29 protein-coding genes are annotated in these 18,857 nt (G+C 60.2%); 19 read left to right on the plus strand and 10 right to left on the minus strand.

The features are described from left to right. Positions 1–13: 13 nt before the first annotated feature. The 3 genes from ACTORR_RS01500 to ACTORR_RS01510 all read right to left on the minus strand — a co-directional run bounded on the left by ACTORR_RS01500 (position 14) and on the right by ACTORR_RS01510 (position 1,877). Positions 14–697 (minus strand): replication protein P, encoded by a 684-nt coding sequence (locus tag ACTORR_RS01500; protein WP_441343497.1) that lies wholly within the window; start codon positions 695–697, stop codon positions 14–16. Beyond that, positions 694–1,422, minus strand: a complete 729-nt coding sequence (locus ACTORR_RS01505) for a DnaT-like ssDNA-binding domain-containing protein (RefSeq protein WP_441343498.1) — start codon at positions 1,420–1,422, stop codon at positions 694–696. The genes ACTORR_RS01500 and ACTORR_RS01505 overlap by 4 nt, the downstream gene beginning before the upstream one ends. A gap of 242 nt (positions 1,423–1,664) precedes the next feature. Then, the gene (locus ACTORR_RS01510; protein ID WP_313300199.1) at positions 1,665–1,877 is read right to left on the minus strand and encodes a transcriptional regulator; all 213 of its coding nucleotides are present in this window, start codon (positions 1,875–1,877) and stop codon (positions 1,665–1,667) included. An 87-nt stretch (positions 1,878–1,964) separates the two neighbouring features. Here ACTORR_RS01510 and ACTORR_RS01515 point away from each other — a divergent pair, with 87 nt between their 5' ends. From ACTORR_RS01515 to ACTORR_RS01540, 6 genes are all read left to right on the plus strand, one after another. Further along, positions 1,965–2,612, plus strand: coding sequence for an XRE family transcriptional regulator (locus ACTORR_RS01515; protein ID WP_313300202.1), 648 nt, complete (start codon positions 1,965–1,967; stop codon positions 2,610–2,612). Positions 2,613–2,983: 371 nt separating this feature from the next. After that, positions 2,984–3,193: a hypothetical protein gene (locus ACTORR_RS01520; protein WP_441343499.1), complete on the plus strand. Its 210-nt coding sequence runs from the start codon at positions 2,984–2,986 to the stop codon at positions 3,191–3,193. A 488-nt stretch (positions 3,194–3,681) separates the two neighbouring features. Next, positions 3,682–4,065 carry a response regulator transcription factor gene (locus ACTORR_RS01525; RefSeq protein ID WP_441343500.1) on the plus strand — a complete coding sequence of 128 codons (384 nt, stop codon included), beginning with the start codon at positions 3,682–3,684 and terminating at the stop codon, positions 4,063–4,065. A 19-nt stretch (positions 4,066–4,084) separates the two neighbouring features. Then, positions 4,085–4,354, plus strand: coding sequence for a hypothetical protein (locus tag ACTORR_RS01530; protein ID WP_441343501.1), 270 nt, complete (start codon positions 4,085–4,087; stop codon positions 4,352–4,354). Continuing rightward, entirely contained in the window at positions 4,351–4,893 is a 543-nt protein-coding gene (locus ACTORR_RS01535) for a hypothetical protein (RefSeq protein ID WP_441343502.1), read from the plus strand. Before ACTORR_RS01530 ends, ACTORR_RS01535 begins: the two co-directional genes overlap by 4 nt. Before the next feature lie 81 nt (positions 4,894–4,974). Then, a complete protein-coding gene (locus tag ACTORR_RS01540) occupies positions 4,975–5,223 on the plus strand; it encodes a hypothetical protein (RefSeq protein ID WP_441343503.1) in 249 nt (82 codons plus the stop codon). A 46-nt stretch (positions 5,224–5,269) separates the two neighbouring features. Here ACTORR_RS01540 and ACTORR_RS01545 read toward each other — a convergent pair whose 3' ends face one another. Further along, positions 5,270–5,893, minus strand: coding sequence for a hypothetical protein (locus ACTORR_RS01545; protein ID WP_441343504.1), 624 nt, complete (start codon positions 5,891–5,893; stop codon positions 5,270–5,272). A 125-nt stretch (positions 5,894–6,018) separates the two neighbouring features. Between ACTORR_RS01545 and ACTORR_RS01550 the strand changes: the two genes are divergently transcribed. Together ACTORR_RS01550 and ACTORR_RS01555 are read left to right on the plus strand one after the other, a co-directional pair. After that, positions 6,019–6,717, plus strand: coding sequence for a hypothetical protein (locus tag ACTORR_RS01550; RefSeq protein WP_441343505.1), 699 nt, complete (start codon positions 6,019–6,021; stop codon positions 6,715–6,717). Next, on the plus strand, positions 6,714–6,938 hold the full coding sequence (locus ACTORR_RS01555; RefSeq protein ID WP_441343506.1) for a hypothetical protein: 225 nt from the start codon (positions 6,714–6,716) through the stop codon (positions 6,936–6,938). The genes ACTORR_RS01550 and ACTORR_RS01555 overlap by 4 nt, the downstream gene beginning before the upstream one ends. A gap of 48 nt (positions 6,939–6,986) precedes the next feature. Here ACTORR_RS01555 and ACTORR_RS01560 read toward each other — a convergent pair whose 3' ends face one another. Both ACTORR_RS01560 and ACTORR_RS01565 read right to left on the minus strand, forming a co-directional pair. Continuing rightward, positions 6,987–7,286 (minus strand): hypothetical protein, encoded by a 300-nt coding sequence (locus ACTORR_RS01560; RefSeq protein WP_441343507.1) that lies wholly within the window; start codon positions 7,284–7,286, stop codon positions 6,987–6,989. A gap of 112 nt (positions 7,287–7,398) precedes the next feature. After that, complete coding sequence (locus ACTORR_RS01565; RefSeq protein ID WP_441343508.1) at positions 7,399–7,596, minus strand: hypothetical protein; 198 nt, start codon at positions 7,594–7,596, stop codon at positions 7,399–7,401. A 128-nt stretch (positions 7,597–7,724) separates the two neighbouring features. Between ACTORR_RS01565 and ACTORR_RS01570 the strand changes: the two genes are divergently transcribed. The 9 genes from ACTORR_RS01570 (at position 7,725) to ACTORR_RS01610 (ending at position 14,349) form a co-directional block, all read left to right on the plus strand. After that, on the plus strand, positions 7,725–8,234 hold the full coding sequence (locus ACTORR_RS01570) for a hypothetical protein (protein WP_371044421.1): 510 nt from the start codon (positions 7,725–7,727) through the stop codon (positions 8,232–8,234). Then, positions 8,231–8,500: a hypothetical protein gene (locus ACTORR_RS01575; protein ID WP_441343509.1), complete on the plus strand. Its 270-nt coding sequence runs from the start codon at positions 8,231–8,233 to the stop codon at positions 8,498–8,500. Before ACTORR_RS01570 ends, ACTORR_RS01575 begins: the two co-directional genes overlap by 4 nt. Positions 8,501–8,750: 250 nt before the next feature. Continuing rightward, positions 8,751–9,134, plus strand: coding sequence for a phage protein NinX family protein (locus tag ACTORR_RS01580; RefSeq protein WP_441343510.1), 384 nt, complete (start codon positions 8,751–8,753; stop codon positions 9,132–9,134). 46 nt (positions 9,135–9,180) lie between these two features. Then, the gene (locus ACTORR_RS01585) at positions 9,181–9,540 is read left to right on the plus strand and encodes a hypothetical protein (protein ID WP_441343511.1); all 360 of its coding nucleotides are present in this window, start codon (positions 9,181–9,183) and stop codon (positions 9,538–9,540) included. Between the two features lie 50 nt (positions 9,541–9,590). Further along, on the plus strand, positions 9,591–9,818 hold the full coding sequence (locus tag ACTORR_RS01590; protein ID WP_441343512.1) for a hypothetical protein: 228 nt from the start codon (positions 9,591–9,593) through the stop codon (positions 9,816–9,818). After that, complete coding sequence (locus ACTORR_RS01595; RefSeq protein WP_441344138.1) at positions 9,787–10,230, plus strand: hypothetical protein; 444 nt, start codon at positions 9,787–9,789, stop codon at positions 10,228–10,230. The genes ACTORR_RS01590 and ACTORR_RS01595 overlap by 32 nt, the downstream gene beginning before the upstream one ends. Beyond that, positions 10,131–11,285 (plus strand): tyrosine-type recombinase/integrase, encoded by a 1,155-nt coding sequence (locus tag ACTORR_RS01600; RefSeq protein ID WP_441344115.1) that lies wholly within the window; start codon positions 10,131–10,133, stop codon positions 11,283–11,285. Before ACTORR_RS01595 ends, ACTORR_RS01600 begins: the two co-directional genes overlap by 100 nt. Before the next feature lie 32 nt (positions 11,286–11,317). Beyond that, on the plus strand, positions 11,318–12,904 hold the full coding sequence (locus ACTORR_RS01605; RefSeq protein ID WP_054886495.1) for an ABC-F family ATPase: 1,587 nt from the start codon (positions 11,318–11,320) through the stop codon (positions 12,902–12,904). 251 nt (positions 12,905–13,155) lie between these two features. Continuing rightward, positions 13,156–14,349, plus strand: coding sequence for an MFS transporter (locus ACTORR_RS01610; RefSeq protein WP_054886496.1), 1,194 nt, complete (start codon positions 13,156–13,158; stop codon positions 14,347–14,349). On the opposite strand, the gene ACTORR_RS01615 is transcribed toward ACTORR_RS01610, so the two are convergent. Both ACTORR_RS01615 and ACTORR_RS01620 read right to left on the minus strand, forming a co-directional pair. After that, a complete protein-coding gene (locus ACTORR_RS01615) occupies positions 14,320–15,354 on the minus strand; it encodes an alpha/beta hydrolase family protein (RefSeq protein WP_441343513.1) in 1,035 nt (344 codons plus the stop codon). The genes ACTORR_RS01610 and ACTORR_RS01615 overlap by 30 nt on opposite strands. 132 nt (positions 15,355–15,486) lie before the next feature. Next, a complete protein-coding gene (locus ACTORR_RS01620; protein ID WP_441343514.1) occupies positions 15,487–16,098 on the minus strand; it encodes an FMN-dependent NADH-azoreductase in 612 nt (203 codons plus the stop codon). A gap of 133 nt (positions 16,099–16,231) precedes the next feature. On the opposite strand from ACTORR_RS01620, the gene ACTORR_RS01625 reads away from it, so the two are divergent. Both ACTORR_RS01625 and ACTORR_RS01630 read left to right on the plus strand, forming a co-directional pair. Further along, positions 16,232–17,134: a LysR substrate-binding domain-containing protein gene (locus ACTORR_RS01625; RefSeq protein WP_054886499.1), complete on the plus strand. Its 903-nt coding sequence runs from the start codon at positions 16,232–16,234 to the stop codon at positions 17,132–17,134. Beyond that, on the plus strand, positions 17,127–17,486 hold the full coding sequence (locus ACTORR_RS01630) for an MmcQ/YjbR family DNA-binding protein (RefSeq protein ID WP_054886500.1): 360 nt from the start codon (positions 17,127–17,129) through the stop codon (positions 17,484–17,486). Before ACTORR_RS01625 ends, ACTORR_RS01630 begins: the two co-directional genes overlap by 8 nt. Here the strand turns inward: ACTORR_RS01630 and ACTORR_RS01635 are convergent, their stop codons facing one another. Both ACTORR_RS01635 and ACTORR_RS01640 read right to left on the minus strand, forming a co-directional pair. Further along, positions 17,487–17,915, minus strand: a complete 429-nt coding sequence (locus ACTORR_RS01635) for a DUF1294 domain-containing protein (RefSeq protein ID WP_054886501.1) — start codon at positions 17,913–17,915, stop codon at positions 17,487–17,489. 1 nt (position 17,916) lies between these two features. After that, positions 17,917–18,747, minus strand: a complete 831-nt coding sequence (locus ACTORR_RS01640; protein ID WP_054886520.1) for an undecaprenyl-diphosphate phosphatase — start codon at positions 18,745–18,747, stop codon at positions 17,917–17,919. Between the last annotated feature and the right edge of the window lie 110 nt (positions 18,748–18,857).

Consider the following 18,857-nt stretch of genomic DNA (forward strand, 5'->3'; position numbering starts at 1 on the left):
GCAGGTTGATTGTTCAGCGTCCCGCCAAGCGGGCGCGCATGGCTGCCAGGGCAGAATTTCCGACTTGCGGAGTGCGGCGTACGGCAACCTCTGCAGGAAGTGCCAGCGGCATTTTCTGCAGCGGCTCACCGGCCATAAGCCGACGAACTGCGATGGTGTAATTGCGCTCGAACAGCTTCGAGCTGGCATCGGCTGGCAGCTTGTTCAGGTTCTCGAAACCGCACTCCTTGGCCGCATGCCACACCGCGTCGTGAGTCCATTTACCCCGACCAGCCATCGCAGGGTGGGCATTACGGGTTGCTTCGCGAAAAGCGGTCGACAAGGCCGGCAAACCGAGCATTTCTGGTGACGGCTGGCACCACTGGATGAACTCACCGGGCGGCGGGATGAACGGCACTCCCGACTGGCGGCAGCGCATCAGTCCAAACTGCAGCTGCTCGGGCTTGCAAATGCCCGCCTCCAGAAACGCTGTGAGCCATTGCTGTTTCGACGCGTTGTAGGTGGCCTGGTCGGGCCAAGCCTGCTTCCAGGCGGTGCAGATCGAACGCAGGTCGCGGAACAGATCGTTGATAACCTCTGCCGTCTTCCGGTTGAGCTCGGCCTTCACGTCGTCGGGCAGTTCGTATCCAGCAGTGACGTGCTGACCAGACTGGACCTTGGCCCATAGGCCATGAGTGACAACTGCGACTGGGTTCATTGGGCACTCCCGTGCTCGATCCAAGACGTATCGTGATCATCGAGCTGCTGGCCACCCGGACCAGCCCGCAGAGGAACGACCTTCGCAGCATGCGCAAGGTCGCGCTTTTTCCAGCCGACCAGATCAGCGATCCACTGACTCTCGGTCTTAGCCAGCCCCTTCGCGTCGTGGTGTACGACGAATCCGGAAATGGCCTTTTCCGAGAACTCTGCGATAGGGACGCCTGATCGCTTGGCGTACGCCTCAAGCTGCGCCTGGTCAGGAACCCAATCGAGGAACATCGCGAACGGCTCACGCGGTGAGTGTGTATTACTTCCCTTCCCTTCCTTTCCGGGGGTGAGGTCTCGCCCACCGCTAGTCGAGCCTTCGACATCTTCTCGACGAGCACTCGGCGAGAGCTCGACGAATTCAGGGTGCTTGACGGTTGGTCTGTCGATTTTCTGGTGATGCCATCCGTTGACGTGCAGGTACTGCCTCGATGCCGCCTCGTAGATGGTGATCAGCCGGTTCGTTACCAGCTCTGTGAGCAGGCCTTCCACGGCCAGCGCAGTGATGTCGTCACCGGGGAAAACGAGAGCTTTGATTGTCTTCGGTGACATCGGGTGGTTGCCTGCGTCATCGCAGAAGTTCCAGATCCCGATGAAGAGGAGTCGAGCCATCGCCGAACATTCCATGACCTGCTCGCTGGTCCAGAACTCAGGCTTGATGGTGCGGATACGAGCCATTACGAACGCCCTCCATGACTGACAGCCTGATGCGTCAGATTTGACGAAATGCCAAAAACTGACGCGGAATGCGCGGTGTTGCCTGCATCGTCTGTGCGGTGCATAATCGACCTCGATGTTTGTTGTAGAGAAAGCCGCCCTGCCAGGCGGTTTTTTTTCGTCTGCAATTCCGCTACTGGATGGATTCGCAGGTGTTTCGGTCATCTACTGGCGCAACGCCAGCGTGGTGATAATTCAGGCAATCAGGCGACGTCTTCCCAAGGGAACGCCGGACACAAATCTTCCTTCTTGAATTTGCCGTGGGTCAGCCTCTCGGCGCGCTTTGCGACTACTGGAGACATGCCGTGCTTTCCTCGCACCCATCCGGAGACAGTGCTTTGGTCAACTCCGAGTTTCTCGGCGGTAACCTCTTGCGTCCCGAAGTGGGCGACGAGTTCTTTGTAGATAGGGCTCATGGCGCCTCTCCTTATGGGAATTCTCATAAGATATTCCATGGGAATACTCATTTGCAAGGATATGGGAGCGCCCCTGATACTTCCGCAATGGAACTTAAAGACCGAATCAAAGCAGCTAGAGCCCATGCCAACCTCACCCAGGGTCAGCTCGCGCTCAAGGTCGGCATGGACCAAACGTCCATATCCAATCTTGAGCGCGGCAAGTCCCAGGGGACGAGCTTCATTGCTCAGATCGCCAGCGCTTGCGGCGTAAGCGCTCTATGGCTCGCTGACGGGAGCGGGGGCATGTTGAACACAGACGGCAATGTCCTGCCCGGCCCGCCAATCACCTCACCCACTCGAAGGATTGAGATCGTGGGCACAGCCCAGCTAGGAAATGACGGTTATTGGCTAGGACTGGATAACGCCGAAGGCTGGGTTGAGTCCTGGTCGCGTGACGAAGACGCGTACGCCCTCAGGCTGAAAGGTGACTCGATGGCTCCGGCTATACGAAGCGGCTGGATCGCAGTGTGCGAGCCAAATCACCGCTTGGTGCCCGGCGAATATGTCATGGTTACCACCACTGACGGGCAGAGCATGGTCAAGGAGCTTCTGTTTGAAAACGAAGAAGGGGTAAACCTGGCCTCAGTCAATTCGGCCTACGGCGAGCGGAGAGTTATCGCCTGGGCTGACATTGAGAAAATCCACTATGTCGGGAACATCCTTGCACCCAGCAAGGTGCTGAGCAGACTTTAGCTCTAGCCAAGTATCCGAGCCCGCCGAGAGCGGGCTTTTTTTCGTCCCCACAAAAACCAAATATGGGTTCAATCATATTTTTATGAGAATCCCCATTGACAGCCAATATGAGCAAACTCATACTCACCTCATAGCCGGATCAACACCGGCCAGACACAGAGGCCGCCACGGCAGCCACCGCTCTTTAAAAACCAGCAGATGAGCCACCAGGCGCCGAGTGAATCCGGCAATTGAGTTCTGGTGGACGTTACGCAACGCAGCAAGCTTCCTCGCTCGACATGTCGGCCCGCAGGTTTGCTGAGCAACACCGATTTCACTGGCTGGCCTTGGCGACAGGGCCAGACGGGAAATCAACCCGGAGGAATCAGCCCATGGCCCAAGAGAAGAACAGCACAGAAGCGAGCGTCGAAGACTTGTTCGACAGTTGGAAGGAAGCGTCGGTGCAGTTGCACAAGAAGGCGGGGGAATACCGAGAGGCGGGGGATGAGTGCAAAGCGGCACGAGACCTCTTTGTTAAAGCGTTCGCCGAGGCTCGCCAAGCAAGCCCCGTTGAACTGGAAAACTTACTTTTCAGCCTCTAACTTTTCGACCCTTTCAAGCAGCTCCGTCACCACGTTACACAAAGCGAAAATCGCTCCAGCTGCTTCCTTGACGTCCCTTGAGTCGCCATGCATCGAGAGCTTGTTAGCTGCCACTCGAGCCACATCTACCGACTTAATAATCCCAGATCTTTCCTGACCCATATCTTCCCTCAGTGGTGCTTGTTGGTTGAACTCCAAGCCTACCACTGAGCGCGTCACCTGCGCAGTGGTGAGCTGGCCGCTGGCCACCAAACAACCAGCGCCACGTCAGCCTGACGAAAACTGCCCGATCTACCTGGTTCCCCATCACCAGGCTGCATCGGCGTGTGATCTGGAAGCGCAAGCATGCGCACAACTGGAAGTGGTCAGCCCGTCTGGCGTAGGCCGGGGTAGCACCAGCGGCGGCCAGGTAAAGCTGAGTCGAAAGAATGACCACCGGCGCCGAGCCGGCCAGATCACACACCAATGCAGCCCACCGAGGACACTTCATGGAAACGATCACTTGCGGCTCATGGATTGGCCAGCTCGGCAAGGCGCTGGCTCCCCGCGAGCTCGAAGCTCTGCTGTGGGTGGCCCAAGGCCTCACCACCAAAGAGATCGCCCGCCAGATGGCGGTAAGCCCGGGCACTGTGGCCAACCGTATCGAGGCCGCGCTTTTCAAGCTCGAAGCCGGGCGCCGCATCGAGGCGGTCACCAAGGCCATGCGCCAACAGATCATCAGCCCGCTCTGCATCATGCTCGCCAGCCTCATCGCCATGCATGCGGTGATCGGCGACGGCGACCCGATGCGCCGTGACCGCCGCGCCCCTGAGCGCCGCACCGCCCAAGTTCGAATCGTTCGCAAGGCCGAGGCCTTCGAGCTCCACGCCTGACCCTATCGAGGATCACCCCATGCAGACAGCAATGCACCCTGCTTTCGAGCAGAAGATTGCCGTGCTCGCAGCCCTGCTCGAGCGCAGCAAGTCAGCCAGGACCGAGGCCCACGCCAAGGTCGGCCAGCCAGCCCCGCGCTACCAAGCTTCAGGAAAGGCTGGCACGTGGGATGTGGTTGAGATCGCCACGGGCGCGGTGCAGGGCTTCGCCTTTAGCTACCGGGCGGCGCTCCGGTTCGTTGACGCGATGGAGGCAGGCGCGGCAAGCAAGGGAGGCGTATTGCAGTGAACAGTGCAACGCAATTAGGCGAGCGCGAGGCGGTACTGGCCCAGCTCAATGCGAGCATCGACAGCTTCTTCAGCAGCGGCGGTGCCGTCCAGGTGTTACCAGGCGCCGGTTATGTGCCGCCAAGGCCGCGGCGCGAAAAGACAACCGTCGAAGTGAGCGAGGCGGCCGTCAAGCAAATATCTGCTCGACAGCAACGCCTGGACGAGATCCGCGAACTGGCAAAAACCATGACCTACAAGGAGGCTATGGCCCACACCGGACTTTCCCAATCGGCTCTCGTCAGGGCGGCATCGCGAGGAAACTTCAAGTTCAAGCGCGACCCGAACTACGGCATGAGCAACTACGGCAAGAAGCTCAGCGACCCAGTCGAAGACAGGGAAAAGGCTGAACGGATCATTGCCTATCGCAATGTGGGGATGACCAGGGCAGACGTAGTTCGGGCTCTCGAAATTTCCTACAAACAGCTCGGCCGAATCATTCGGGAGTTCGAAATCGACTTTCCGACCACCGCCGAGAAACGAGCGAAACGCAGGACATGAAACGCACCACCGCACGCGCCCGGCACGGCCGGCGCCAGCAGCACATCAATCTGCCGCCCAGCGGCCTGGGAGGTATCAGCAATGGCGAAGTCGCCAACCCAGCGCAAGAAGGAACAGCGCGAGCGAGACAAGCTGACGAAAGAGGAGCGCGAAGCCCTCTTGCTGTCACGCCGCATTGTCACGGACCTCTATCACAACACGGACAAAGCGCTTAAGCGCTCGATGGCTCGCGCCCGGATCGAGGAGGAGCAGGACCTTATTTCCCGCCTCATCCACGGAGCTGACCGTCTCAGCGATGATCAATTGAGTAAACTGATAGAGCTAGCGTGACCACTCCTATGAAATCCGCTTATCGGCGTGGGTCAAAAGATATATCTCAGACCCGAATCATTAGCCCTCCTGGCTCTTGATTAGAAAATGCCGGTATTTTTTTCAGCCGATCAATTATCAGATTCGCCTCTTTATGAATTAAACCTATATCAACAGCCCACTTCATATTGTAAAACTTCTTCTCTGAGGCAACATACAATCTAATTGGGTAAACTCTAGGCTCGGTGACCTCCCAATGAGATATAACCATATTGTAAGCCGCCATGGTTCCAAGATCAGGCCTCTTAGATATATCGTAGTTCGCCTCATCTAGATACTCATCAAAATGCTCAAGCGTATTTCTCACCTTGTGATTGAAAATCTCGGTTAGCTCAAGCGGGGCAAGCGCTTGAGCTAGCTCGCGAGCCCTATCTTTTCTTAGTTTGAATCTAACCGCATTCTCGCCTTTTAACTTAACACCCTGAGTCTGAACTAGCTTCTTGATGTTAGCCGCATCTGACAGTACTGAAGCAATTTTCGAGTGCACCTCAGGATCAACCTGGATCATATACCCCTGCTCGGGAATATTAGATTTTGAAAAAACCTCTTCACACTTTCTGACTATCGAATGCGATAACCAGAACATCTCGTGATAAAACAATGTAGCCAACTTTGTTTCCGCTAATTCCATCAACTGAATCTCCGTCACGAAAGCCGCACGATAAGCACTGCCCATGAGATGTGCAATTTATTCTTCGAGCAGCCCGCCAGCGCCTTCCCCTATTCAACGATAACGCCTCCCCGGCGAGGTTAACCATGCCCACAGAAAACCGATCCAGCAACACCCAGATGGTCAGCGTGCCGCGCTCAGATATTGAAGCGCTCCTCAAGGAAGCGGACCACATGTCCGGATACACCACCGCATCCAACTACGAGGAGGTAGCTGGCTGCATCCGCCATATGCGCGCCCTACTGTCACAGCCAACCCCGCAGCCCCACCACGAGCCCATAGCCTGGATGGTTGGTACTGCCTTCTGGTGGACCAAAGAAGAGGCAGAGCGGGATGCGGCGGCGATGGGCCTGCCGGTGGTTGGCCTGGGGCCGATGATAAGCGCAGTATCTGCCGAGCAGTACCAGGGCGAGCCGGCCGCCATAGTAGCTATCGGCGCAAACGACACGGCAGTAATTGAGTTTCTGTCGCATGACCTGAAAGTCGGGACCGAGCTCTACGCCCACGCCGATCCTGGCGAGGTTGAGCGTCTTTCCCAGATCATCCGCGACCTTAACGATGAGCGTGACGAGATTGGCGCCGAGGCTGGAAGACTTCGCACTCAGCTGGCCGAGCAGCGCGGGCTGCTAAAACAGGCCGACGAGTTCATGTACATCATGACCGGCCACGACAGCCATGGCCGCCTTGCCCATAAGTACGGCGAGAAGTGGTGGGACGCTATCGACAAGCTCCGCGGTAAGGTCTGCACCGCCATCTCCAGCGCAGCGGCGCAGGTGGAGTCGTGAAGACGCACTTCGCACCATTCACCGACCTGGAAGACCTTGAGCAAGCGCCGTGCGGCACTTGGCTAGGTGAGGCCAGTGAGCTATCAGGCGACTGGGCCATGGTCGATTGCCGGCTCTGCAAGAAGCGCCGAGAAAGGATCATCGCTGCCGCAGCTGATGAAGAGCGCTTCATCATAAAGCAGATGGGCGACATGGCTGCATTCATGCGCGCACAAGGCTAGACCACCACGGAGCACATTTGTACTCCGCCCAGCTGTAACCTCTCCTGTCTATTTCGAGGCAGAGCGACGATCAGCAGCAGCCACACCATCAGCAGCGATCCGACGAGCGCGACCAACACCCCATGCGAGCGCTCGGGTCATTGTCTCGCCTGGCCGAGAATCAAAGGCCTCCTCATGGATGGCCATGCCATCGGAGGCGTATATGCCGATGAACATTTGGGTCGTGCCAGTTCGCGACAGTCGCACCTGGACATCTATGAAAGTGCCATCACTCAGGGTCTCATCATGAGTCCGATGGTGCAAATTGGGGTCTGCCCAAGACCAATAAACATCACCACGAATCCTCATGCCGCCCTCCTACGACTTTGGTTGTATGCCTTAACCAACCATAGCGAAGGGAAAGAGGTAATCAACAGAACTCGCAAAGGTTGAGAACTGAATCGGACAATCGGGGGCGAGATCAATCCGGCTTATCGATGGTTGCAGCGAAGGCCATCCAATCTTCGAACGCTTTGCGATGCTGGCCGCATACATAGTCCCACTCGGCACCGGAGATATGCCCATATGCAACCTGACTCATGGTGGCCGCGGTTTGCATGTCTAGCTTACGAAGTAGCTCATAAGCCCGAAACTGCTTCTCCCTGTTCAATTTATCCATCGTCGTCACCAATCTGTGAGGCAAGCCGGAGAGCATGCCTACCTGGTGGACCCCACTCGCACGACATAAGTCAGTAAACCTCCTCTCCCCTCTATTCACTGCCGCGATATGGCGGCCAAGGAATCCGTATGCCCAGCGCACAAACGGCGGCACGGTGGTGCCCGGACGAATGCCCGATCACCGGCCGCAAGTTCTTCATGTGGATCGAGCACCCCGATGGTGGGATGGTGCCGACCTATGGCGGTCCTTTCGACAGCTACACGATCCCGACCCGCGATGGCGACGAGGGCTTCTGCTGCGAACGGTACGACCACGACTACGGTGGTTGGCGTGACGATGAAATGGTCGGGCTAAAGCTGATCGACGACCAAAGCGACGAATGCGAGCACGGCCAAGTTGCCGAGCTGCAGGCGGAAATTGAACGGCTCAAGGGCCAGAGCCGGACTATCACCCTGGCGGGGTGCGAATACACGGAAGATGACCTCATCGGCACTGCTGTCCGGTGCGTCAGCGGAACCAGCAGGCAAAAGACCCCGCGCTGGGTACTAATGATGGACGCCTTTGTCTGCGGCTCAGGCGTAGCCCAAGCGCTGTGCAGGCGTTACGGGCTGGACCCAGACGAGGGCCTGCGCAAATGACCCGCCTCGCCCTCTGCCTACTGCTGCTGGCCGCCGGCGCCAGCGCCACCGAACTGCCGGCAGGCGTTTCGACCTTCGAAGACAAACCGCGAGGCGTCGTCTGCTACGTCATGAGGTCGCTTGGCAATGACGCAATCAGCTGCGTGAAGGTCTGGCTGCCGCAAGTGGCCGGAAACGAGCGCCAGCTCTCCCCGCACGAAACCCAACCCGAACCTACACCCGCTCTGGCGCCTGGGCGCTGGATTGATGAGAGGTATCAGCTGTGAGCGCTCGACAGGATCAGCAAGTACCGGACGCTGGCACCGGGATGCTACGACCCAGCCGGCAGAAATGGGGATCGCCATGGGAGGTTTATCCCTGCCCGTCCCATGCCGGAGCCGGTTGCAGCATGTGTGGTGGTACCGGCTACCGGTCTGTATGCAACTCGACCGCCTGCCACGAGCATGGCTGCCAGGGCGGAGGCTGCTCAAGCAGTGCTGAAATGTACCGCTCCCAGCAGGCCCGCAAGGAGAAGTCATGACCGACCTGATCGAAGTGAAGACAGCCAGGATGATCGGCGCGCCGCTGGACTGGGCCGTGGCCATGGCCTCCGGCGCGCAGGAGATGAAGGCTAAGGGCAACGGGTTCAGCTGCAGCTACGAACTTCCGGAGGGCTGGTGCTGGACGAACCAATACGAGCCTTCCACTGACTGGAGCCAAGGAGGCCCGCTGTTCGATAAGCATCTGGGGAGCGCCCACCACAATCCACACCTGGGCGACAGCAGCTGCAGCTACAGCGGCGGCCCGGCAGGCGCTGGGGTCTGGCTCTACGGTCCAACCGCACTGGTCGCGTTCTGCCGCGGCTTCGTCTACTACAAGCTCGGCGATACCGTCCAGGTGCCCAAGGAGCTGATGCCATGATCCTGCCCCTGATGTACATGGCCTACCTGGTATGGAAGGGACCGCGATGAACAACATCTTCGGAATCACCGATGAAGAGTGCTTCGAGATCATGCGGGCAGCCGACGAGGCCCAGACCCAGTACCTTCTGGATCAGCAGGCGCGCAACGCTCCCGTGCTGGAAATGGTAAAGGCGCTGGTTGGTGATGAGGTGTTCGCCCAGGTCGAGGAAGAGATTGAAGCGGCTGAGAACACCTACGACTACGAGATCGTCGACGAGCCGGCAGGCGCACCTCAGGACAACGGCTTTGCCCTGGGCGACGTGTACGTCGATCAAGAGTGCGGCATGTCCGGGGATGACTTCTCCGGCACCGTAGCTCTTCCCCTTCCTGACGGTCGCTACTTCCAGTTCGCCTTCAACTGCTAACCCTCCCCCATCTACTCAAGCCCGCCGACATGCGCGGGCGAGGATTCTGCATGCCCATCATAACGATCACCACCACCGTGAAGACCGTCCATGAAGTACCAGAGGGTCTGACCATCGAGCAGATACGGCATCAAGCACTTCCGTTCCTGAGCGAGGACGAGGAAGCCACCGATGACGTGGTTTGCCGCCAGGACAGCGCCATGCGCCGGGTGTACATGGGCGCGCACGACCCCATCAAGCAGTCGGTTGAGCATTCGATCGTCGAAGGCGCTGCCTGACCACCAACCTGCCGCCACCGGCGGCGTGGAGACCCTGATGCATTCAAAAAGGAAAAAGCCAGGCGATGAACACGCCGGGCAAGAACAGGCCGTTGCCCAGGAGTTGGACAAGGTGACGGAAGAGAAGATGGCCGACCTGCTGGGTATTACGCTGCGCGCCCTTCAAACCAGGCGCCAGCGCGGGAAAATTCCCGAGGGCGTCTGGAACAAGAACGGTCGCAACATCATGTACAGCAGATGGAGATATGAGGAATGGCTCGAAAGCCTGTGGGTTTGCCCCCTGGAATTGAAATCCGAGGAGACTCGCTCCGAATCCGTTTCACTTGGAACGGTGAGCGTCGCGGGGAAACCGTCGCACATCCCCCGACAGCGCAGGGGATCAAAGCTGCCAGCCGTTTACGTGATCAAGTAGTCAACCTGATCCGGCACAACCTACTCGATGATGAAAAGTACGCCGAGCTCTTCCCGGGCTCGGAGGCAGCGCGGCAAGCCGCAGACGCTATGCCCAGCCTGGGCGCCTACACCCAGATGTGGCTGGACAGCCGGGACATCGTTCAGGGCACCCGGAACAACTACAAGAGCATCTTCAACATCTACTGGATGCCATACCTCGGCTTGCGCAGGCTGGATATGATCACCCCAACCATGCTGCGCGGGGTGATCTCCCAGATCCAATGGACATCCGCCGGGGTGAAGCGCAATGCGATCATCAAGCTGTCGAGCGTATTCAAGACTGCTGTGTTCGACGGATTGATTACCAAGAATCCCACCGCCTCGCTCGACAAGCCGAGGCCGGTGAAGAAGGTCGTCGACCCCTATACCAGGACGGAGGCCGAGACAATCATCTCGCACCTCTATGCAACGCTTCCCAAGTACTCCCAAATCTACGCGGCGTTCTTCGAGTTCTGCTTCTTCACTGGGGTCAGGCCTGGCGAAGCCATGGGCCTGAAGTGGGAGGATGTCGACCTGGATCAGCGATCGGCAACGATTCGCCGGATCATCGTCAACCGAGCCCCCGAAGAGCGCACGAAGACTAAGCATCACCGGGTGGTGCTGCTCAACGAACGCGCTCTAAACGCCATCGCCCAGGCCCAGCGGATGGCGACTCTTCGACGCATGGCGTCCAAATCGGCCCATCCAGTGAGCCCTTTTGTGTTCCAACCGAGCAAAGGTGGGCTGTGGATCAACGAGCCAAGTGTTACAATCCGCCACTTCAAATCGGCGCTCAAGGCGCTGGACATCCGTGAACGCCGTCAGTACGACACCCGCCACACCTACGCAACCATGTGCCTCATGTCTGGGATGAACCCTGCGTTCATCGCGAACCAGCTAGGCCACAGCGTCGAGATGTTGCTTTCTACCTACGCGAAATGGATCAGCTCCTCCTCGGATTGGAGGGAGCTGGAGAAGCTGCCGCCCCGAGTCGAATTGGCCCAAAATTGGCCCAAAACTGACGAGAGGGCCTAAATACACCTCTGGAACCCCCGCAGGACAAGCACTTGATCTCTACCGCCAACATCACCATGCAGTTCGGCTCCAAGCCGCTGTTCGAAAACGTTTCGGTCAAATTCAACAACGGCAACCGCTATGGCCTGATTGGTGCCAACGGTTGCGGCAAGTCGACCTTCATGAAGATACTCGGCGGCGACCTGGAGCCGTCCGGTGGTCAGGTCATGCTCGAGCCGAACACCCGCCTGGGTAAACTGCGCCAGGACCAGTTCGCCTACGAAGAATTCACCGTGATCGACACCGTGATCATGGGCCACGGCCAGCTGTGGAAGGTCAAGGCAGAACGCGACCGCATCTACTCGCTGCCGGAAATGACCGAAGAGGACGGCATGGCCGTCGCCGAGCTGGAAACCGAATTCGCCGAAATGGACGGCTACACCGCCGAATCCCGCGCCGGTGAACTGCTGCTCGGCCTGGGTATTCCGCTGGAACAGCACTTTGGCCCGATGAGCGAAGTGGCACCGGGCTGGAAGCTGCGGGTACTGCTGGCCCAGGCACTGTTCTCGGACCCGGACGTGCTGCTGCTCGACGAACCGACCAACCACCTGGATATCAACACCATCCGCTGGCTGGAAAACATTCTCACGGCGCGTAACAGCACCATGATCATCATTTCCCACGACCGGCACTTCCTCAACAGCGTGTGCACGCACATGGCCGACCTGGACTACGGTGAGCTGCGCCTGTTCCCGGGCAACTACGACGAGTACATGACGGCCGCCACCCAGTCGCGCGAGCAGTTGCTTGCGGACAACGCCAAGAAGAAAGCCCAGATCGCTGAACTGCAGACCTTCGTGAGCCGCTTCTCGGCCAACGCCTCCAAGGCCAAGCAGGCCACTTCGCGTGCCAAGCAGATCGACAAGATCCAGTTGGCCGAGGTCAAGCCTTCGAGCCGTGTCAGCCCGTTCATTCGTTTCGAACAGAACAAGAAATTGCACCGCCAGGCGGTGGTCGTCGAGAAGATGGCCAAAGCCTTCGATGACAAGGTGCTGTTCAAGAACTTCGACATCACCGTCGAAGCGGGCGAGCGCGTGGCGATCATTGGCCCCAACGGTATCGGCAAGACCACCCTGCTGCGCACCCTGGTCGGCGAGATGACCCCGGATGCAGGTTCGGTAAAGTGGACCGACAGCGCCGAGGTGGGCTACTACGCCCAAGACCATGCCCACGATTTCGAAGAGGACATGACCCTGTTCGACTGGATGGGCCAGTGGACCAGCGGCGAGCAGGTGATCCGCGGCACCCTGGGGCGCATGCTGTTCTCCAACGACGAGATCCTCAAGTCGGTGAAAGTGATTTCAGGTGGTGAGCAAGGCCGCATGCTGTTCGGCAAGCTGATCCTGCAGAAGCCGAACGTGCTGGTGATGGACGAACCGACCAACCACCTCGACATGGAATCGATCGAAGCGCTGAACCTGGCGCTGGAAAATTACCCGGGTACCCTGCTGTTCGTCAGCCATGACCGCGAGTTCGTGTCGTCGCTGGCGACTCGTATCATCGAGCTGAGCCCTGATGGTGTAGTGGACTTCAGCGGGACTTATGACGACTACCTGCGTAGCCAGGGTGTCGTGGTCTGAAATAGCTGAGCTGGCCTGATCACCTTGTGGTGGCTGGGCCGGCCTCTTCGCGGGTAAACCCGCTCCCACAGGAGATTTCGTTGCCTTCAGGCCCTGTGGAGGCCCCGTGGGGGCGGGTTTACGAGCGAAGAAGCCGCCGTCTATGTCACAGGGTGACACTTCCCGACGAATATATCGTTAGCATGCTTTCATTTACTTCGCGCAGCGGCCATGATTAGGGCACGCCCAACCGCCCGCCCGCGAACGTGCCCATGACCGCGCAACAACCCGCCCCCGCCAACAGTACCTTCAGCATTACCCTGCAGATCCTGTCGATCGTCTTTTATACCTTCATTGCCTTCCTCTGCATCGGCCTGCCAATCGCGGTGCTGCCCGGCTATGTCCACGACCAGCTGGGGTTCGGCGCGGTGGTTGCCGGGGTGACCATCGGCCTACAGTACCTCTCGACCCTGCTCAGCCGCCCTTTTGCCGGTCGCGTGGCCGATACCCTGGGGGGTAAGAAGGCCATTGGCTATGGCTTGCTGGGCATCGCCGGTTGCGGGGTGCTGACGCTGCTTTCGGCCTGGTCGTTGAGCGCGCCGCTACTGAGCCTGGCCCTGCTGCTCGGTGGCCGGGTGCTGCTAGGGCTGGCCCAAGGGCTGATCGGCGTTGCTACCTTGAGCTGGGGTATCAGCCACGTCGGCCCGGAACACACGGCGCGGGTGATATCGTGGAATGGCATCGCCTCGTACGGGGCTATCGCCATCGGCGCGCCGGTCGGTGTGCTGGCAGTCGCTGGCATGGGTTTCAGCCTGCTCGGCCCTGCCCTGCTGGTACTGGCGCTGCTGGCGTTGCTGGTCCTGCGCAAACGCCCCGACGTGGTGGTGACGCGCGGTGAACGGTTGCCCTTCTGGTCGGCCTTTGGCCGCGTCGCGCCCTGCGGCCTGGGGCTGACCCTGGCGTCGATCGGCTATGGCACACTGACCACCTTCGTTACCCTTTATTACCTGGAACGCGGCTGGGTTGGCGCCGCCTGGTGCCTGAGCGCCTTCGGCCTGTGCTTCATCATTTCTCGGCTGTTGTTCGTCAATGCAGTCAACCGCTTCGGCGGCTACAACGTGGCCATGGCCTGCATGGCCACCGAAGTGATCGGCCTGAGCCTGCTGTGGCTGGCCCCCTCGCCGCCCTGGGCAATGGTCGGTGCCGGCCTGACCGGCTTCGGCCTGTCGCTGGTGTATCCGGCACTCGGCGTCGAAGCCATCAAGCAAGTGCCCAGCAGCAGCCGGGGCGCCGGGCTGGGGGCCTATGCTGTGTTCTTCGACATGGCATTGGCCATCGCCGGCCCGTTGATGGGCGCGGTAGCCGTGCACCTGGGGTATGCCTCGATCTTCTGCGTCGCAGCCCTGCTGGCCTTGGCCGGTGTCGGCCTGACACTGCTACTGGCGCGGCGCAGCCGCCGCGGCTGAACGCTCGGCCGGCTCCGGTGCGCCCAGGGCCTGGGTGAAGAACGCGGCCGTGTCGCGTTGCAGTGAATGGTGGATGTGGCGCCGGTCGACACCCTCGGCGTCCTTGCACAGCACCGGCATGCGCGCATGCTGCTCCTCGTCGCAGCGGGCCATGAACACAAAGTGCCCGGCCCCCTCCAGCAAACGGTAATCAGGGGTGATCGGTAGTTTGCGTGCCAGTTCTTCCGCATTGCGGTCCACCGCCACCAACTGGTCGCTGTCGCCGCTGTAGATCAGCGCAGGCACTTTCACAGCAGCCAGGGCATGGCGGCCAAACATCAGGCTCAGCGGTGCCATCAGCATCACCGCACCTACCCGGGGGTCAGCCTTGGGCGCCAGCTCGCTGCGGTCGGCAATCAGCACGCCGTGGGTCTTGCAGGCATCGGCATCACCGGGGCGCTCCAGGCAATAGCGGCGCAGGCGATCCAGGTCGGGCTGGGCGCCAGCCAGGATCAGCGCTGTTTCACCGCCAGCCGAGTAGCCGATCACACCGACCTTGCCATCATTGAGGTAAGGGCCAAGCAACGCGTCTTCACGGGCCGAGGTAATGGCCTCGCTGATCTGCAGGGGCCGGCCATAAAGATTGCTCAGCGTGCCGAGGCGGCTGTGGTCGCGGGCATTGTCGCCCGGGTGTACGACCGCCACCACGACGAAGCCCTGACGGGCCAGGGACGTGGCCAGGTAATGCAGCGCCAGCGGGCTGCCAGTGTTGCCGTGGGACAGCACCAGCAACGGAAACTGCCCAAGGGCGACCGGGGCCTCTTCAGCGACGTCGATGGGGTAACCGTCGATGCGGATGTTACGCGGCGTACCCTGGGATGGATAGAACGCCAAGGCCTGCATCGGCCGGGCATCGACCGGGTCATCCAGGGTCATGTGGTGCAAACCGGCAACCCAAGGGGAGCCTTCGGCTTGGCTCAACAGGCCACCGAGCAGCAATGCCAGCAAACAGCGGGGAGTGTTCATCGGTCGGCTATCGCGCAACAGGCACCAGGATAGCGTCAGCATAGAACCGGCTTGGCCACCGGCACATGAAAACTGGATGAAAAAAGCCGACTGGCGCATGGAGCGCCAGCCGGCTTGTCTGTCGCCAGAGGATCAGGCTGCGGCGAACAGCTCGTTGGCAATCTGCGCCTGGGCGGCGTCGATGGCCTGGGTACGGTGCTCCGGGCCATAGGCCAGGCCGTGGGCGCGGACGACTTCCAGGTCGGTGATGCCGATGAAGCCGAGGAACACCTTCAGGAAATCTTCATGGCCGACGCCGGTCGGCTGGCCAGCGTGCAGGCCACCGGCGGTAGAGACCAGCACCACTTTCTTGTTGCCGCACAGGCCTTCCGGGCCGGCTTCGGTGTAACGGAAAGTCTTGCCCGCTACGGCCACACGATCGATCCAGGCCTTGAGCTGGGTCGGCACACTGAAGTTGTACATCGGTGCGCCAATCACCACGGCGTCGGCGGCAAGGAATTCTTCCAGGGTTTCGGCGCTCAGTTGGGCCTCGAAGGCCTGCGCGGCGTCACGTGCTTCTTCCGGAGTACCGGCCGCCACCAGGGTGGCGGACGAGAAGTGGGCGATGGCGTCGGCGGCCAGGTCACGGTAGACCACTTCGATGCTTGGGTCTGCAGCTTTCCAGGCCTCGACAACTTCGCGGCTCAGTTGGCGAGAGGCGGAATTGTCGCCCAGGATGCTCGAATCGATATGCAACAGTTTCATGGGACTCTCCTGTGAGTGAAGACCGCAGCGGTGGGCGATCGCGATAGAAAGAATCCTACCGGGACGACGAATTGCTGAGAAGTCGCTAAAAATGCGTTAGTTTGTCCCACAGGTAGAACAGTGAGCCGGTACCATGCAAGACCTCAATGACCTCTTCTATTTTGCCCAGGTGGTCGAAGCCGGCGGTTTTGCTGCAGCCGGTCGCCAGCTGGGCATCCCCAAGTCGCGGCTGTCGCGGCGCATCGCCGAACTCGAGGAACGCCTCGGCACCCGTTTGCTGCAGCGCACCACGCGCCAGCTCAAACTGACTGCCGTGGGTGAACGCTACTTGCACCACTGCCAGGCCATGCTGCTGGAGGCCGAGGCTGCCGACGAGGTGGTAGCAAGCATGAGCAGCGAGCCGCGCGGGCGGCTGCGTGTGTCGTGCCCGGTGGCCTTGGCCCATGCCTTTCTCCCGGACATCATCAGCCGCTTTCTCGAGCAGTATCCACAGGTGCAACTGGACATGGTCTTGCTCAACCGCCGAGTCGACCTGATTTCCGAAGGCATCGACGTGGCCCTGCGCGTGCGCGACCTGGGCGACGAGGACCCGGCCCTGGTCACTCGCCGGCTGCGCCAGGCGCAAATGCAGCTGGTGGCAGCGCCGGGCTTTGCCGAGCACCTGCGCGAGCCCGCCGAATTGGCCACATTGCCCGTGCTGGGAGCCGCCGAAGCCGATCGGCTGGTGCACTTTCGCTTGTTCGGGCCCAATGGCCAACAACAGGAAATCGCCCTGGAGCCACGCCTGGCGATTGACGATTTCGTCGTGCGTAACGCTGCCGTGCGCGCCGGGCTGGGCTTTACCGCTTTGCCCAGCATGTTCTGCGAGGAGGAGCTGGAACGTGGCGAGTTGGTGAAGCTGCTGCCGGACTGGTCATTGCCAGGCGGCTACCTGCAGGCGGTCTATCCTCATCGGCGTGGCTTGTTACCGGCCGTGCGGGCATGGATAGACCACCTGGCGGTGTCGTTCGAGGCGTGTGGGGAACGTTATGTCTAGGCAGACGATCAGCGAGGACCAGGTGGCGGCGTTCTGCCTGAGCCTGCCGGGTGCGCGGGAAGACTACAAATGGGGCGGTGTCCGGGTGTTCTCCGTAGCCGGCAACAAGATGTTCGCGGTGCTCGACCTGGCTGGCGCCGGGTTGTCGTTCAAGGTGGCCGATGAGTTGTTCCTGGGCTATTGCGACCGGCCGGGTGTGCGGCCCGCTCCCTATCTGGCACGGGCGAAATGGATCAGCATGGCGCCACCCTACCCGATGGGCCGTGAAGAACTGTGCGACTTGCTCCAGCGTTCGCACCAACTGGTGGTGCGGCGGCTGCCAAGACGTTTGCAGGCAGGCCTGCTGGGCTGATCAGTTGAAAGGCAGGAAACGGCTGCCCAGGAACAGGTAGTCGAGCCAGAACACCTGGTGCAGCAGCACGATGCCCCAGCACACCAGCTGGTAGGACCATTTGCGCGTCTTGTGGCGGAACAGTTGCTGAGCGACCAGGGCGCCGGGCCAGCCCCCCAGCAATTCGCTGGCATGCAGGACCTTTTCTGGTGTGCGCCAGGCATCGCCCTGGGCCTGGCGCTTGTCCTGCCAGTACAGCAGCAGGCTGATCAGGCTGACTAGCGGGTACATCGCCAGGGGTACCCAGTTCTGCCCGTTCCAGCCCATCTTCGCCGCGCCAAGCCCTGGCAACAGACACAGCACGGCCAGCAGCAGCAACTTGATGCGCGCATTGCGCACGCTCTGCGTGTGTCCAGCGCCGCGTGGCGCCGTGTGCTGTGCCCGCGCCATGTCAGCTGTGTGCCGTCGCCCAGTCGACCCAGCCGAACTGCCAGGTCGCCAGGATCAGCAAACCAAAGACGATGCGGTACCAGGCAAAGGCCGCATAGCTGTGGTTGGCGATGAACTTCAGCAGCGCCCGCACAGCAATCATGGCGAAGATGAACGAGGTCACGAAACCGATGGCGAAAACCGGCAGGTCGCTTGGTTCGAACAGGTGGCGGTACTTGTAGCCCGAATACACCGCTGCGCCGACCATGGTCGGCATTGCCAGGAAGAAGGAGAACTCGGTGGCTGCCTTGCGCGACAGGCCAAACAACAGGCCGCCGATGATGGTGGAACCCGAGCGCGAGGTACCCGGGATCATCGCCAGGCACTGCACGAAGCCAATCTTCAAGGCGTGGGTCCAGCGCATGTCGTCAACATGGTCGACCGCTACGGTGTGCTGGCGACGCTCAGCCCAGAGCATGATCACGCCGCCGATCACCAGCGCCGTCGCCACGGTGATCGGATTGAACAGGTATTCGTGAATCAGGTCGGCGAACAGTACACCCAACACCACTGCCGGCATGAACGCCAGCAGCAGGTTACCGGTAAAGCGCCGGGCCTTAGGCTGGTTGGCCAGGCCGAACACCACTTCGAGAATCTTGCTGCGGAACTCCCACACGACCGCCAGGATCGCCGCCAACTGAATAATGATGTTGAACGCCATGGCCCGTTCGCCACCAAACCCGACGAGATCGGCGACGATGATCTGGTGACCGGTACTGGAAATCGGCAGGAACTCCGTGAGCCCCTCGACCACACCTAAGATGATTGCCTGGAAGGCAGTCCAAAAATCCATCATTCCCCCGAGGAAGCACTGCTGCTTGCAGGCCCCTTATTCTTGATTTGCTTGTGGTTGCCGCACGCGGCGCGGCCTTTTTACAGCGACTTCTGGGACCTACGCCAGTG

Source organism: Pseudomonas sp. SAR267 (assembly GCF_052077595.1).
GTDB classification, from domain to species: Bacteria; Pseudomonadota; Gammaproteobacteria; order Pseudomonadales; family Pseudomonadaceae; genus Aquipseudomonas; species Aquipseudomonas vlassakiae.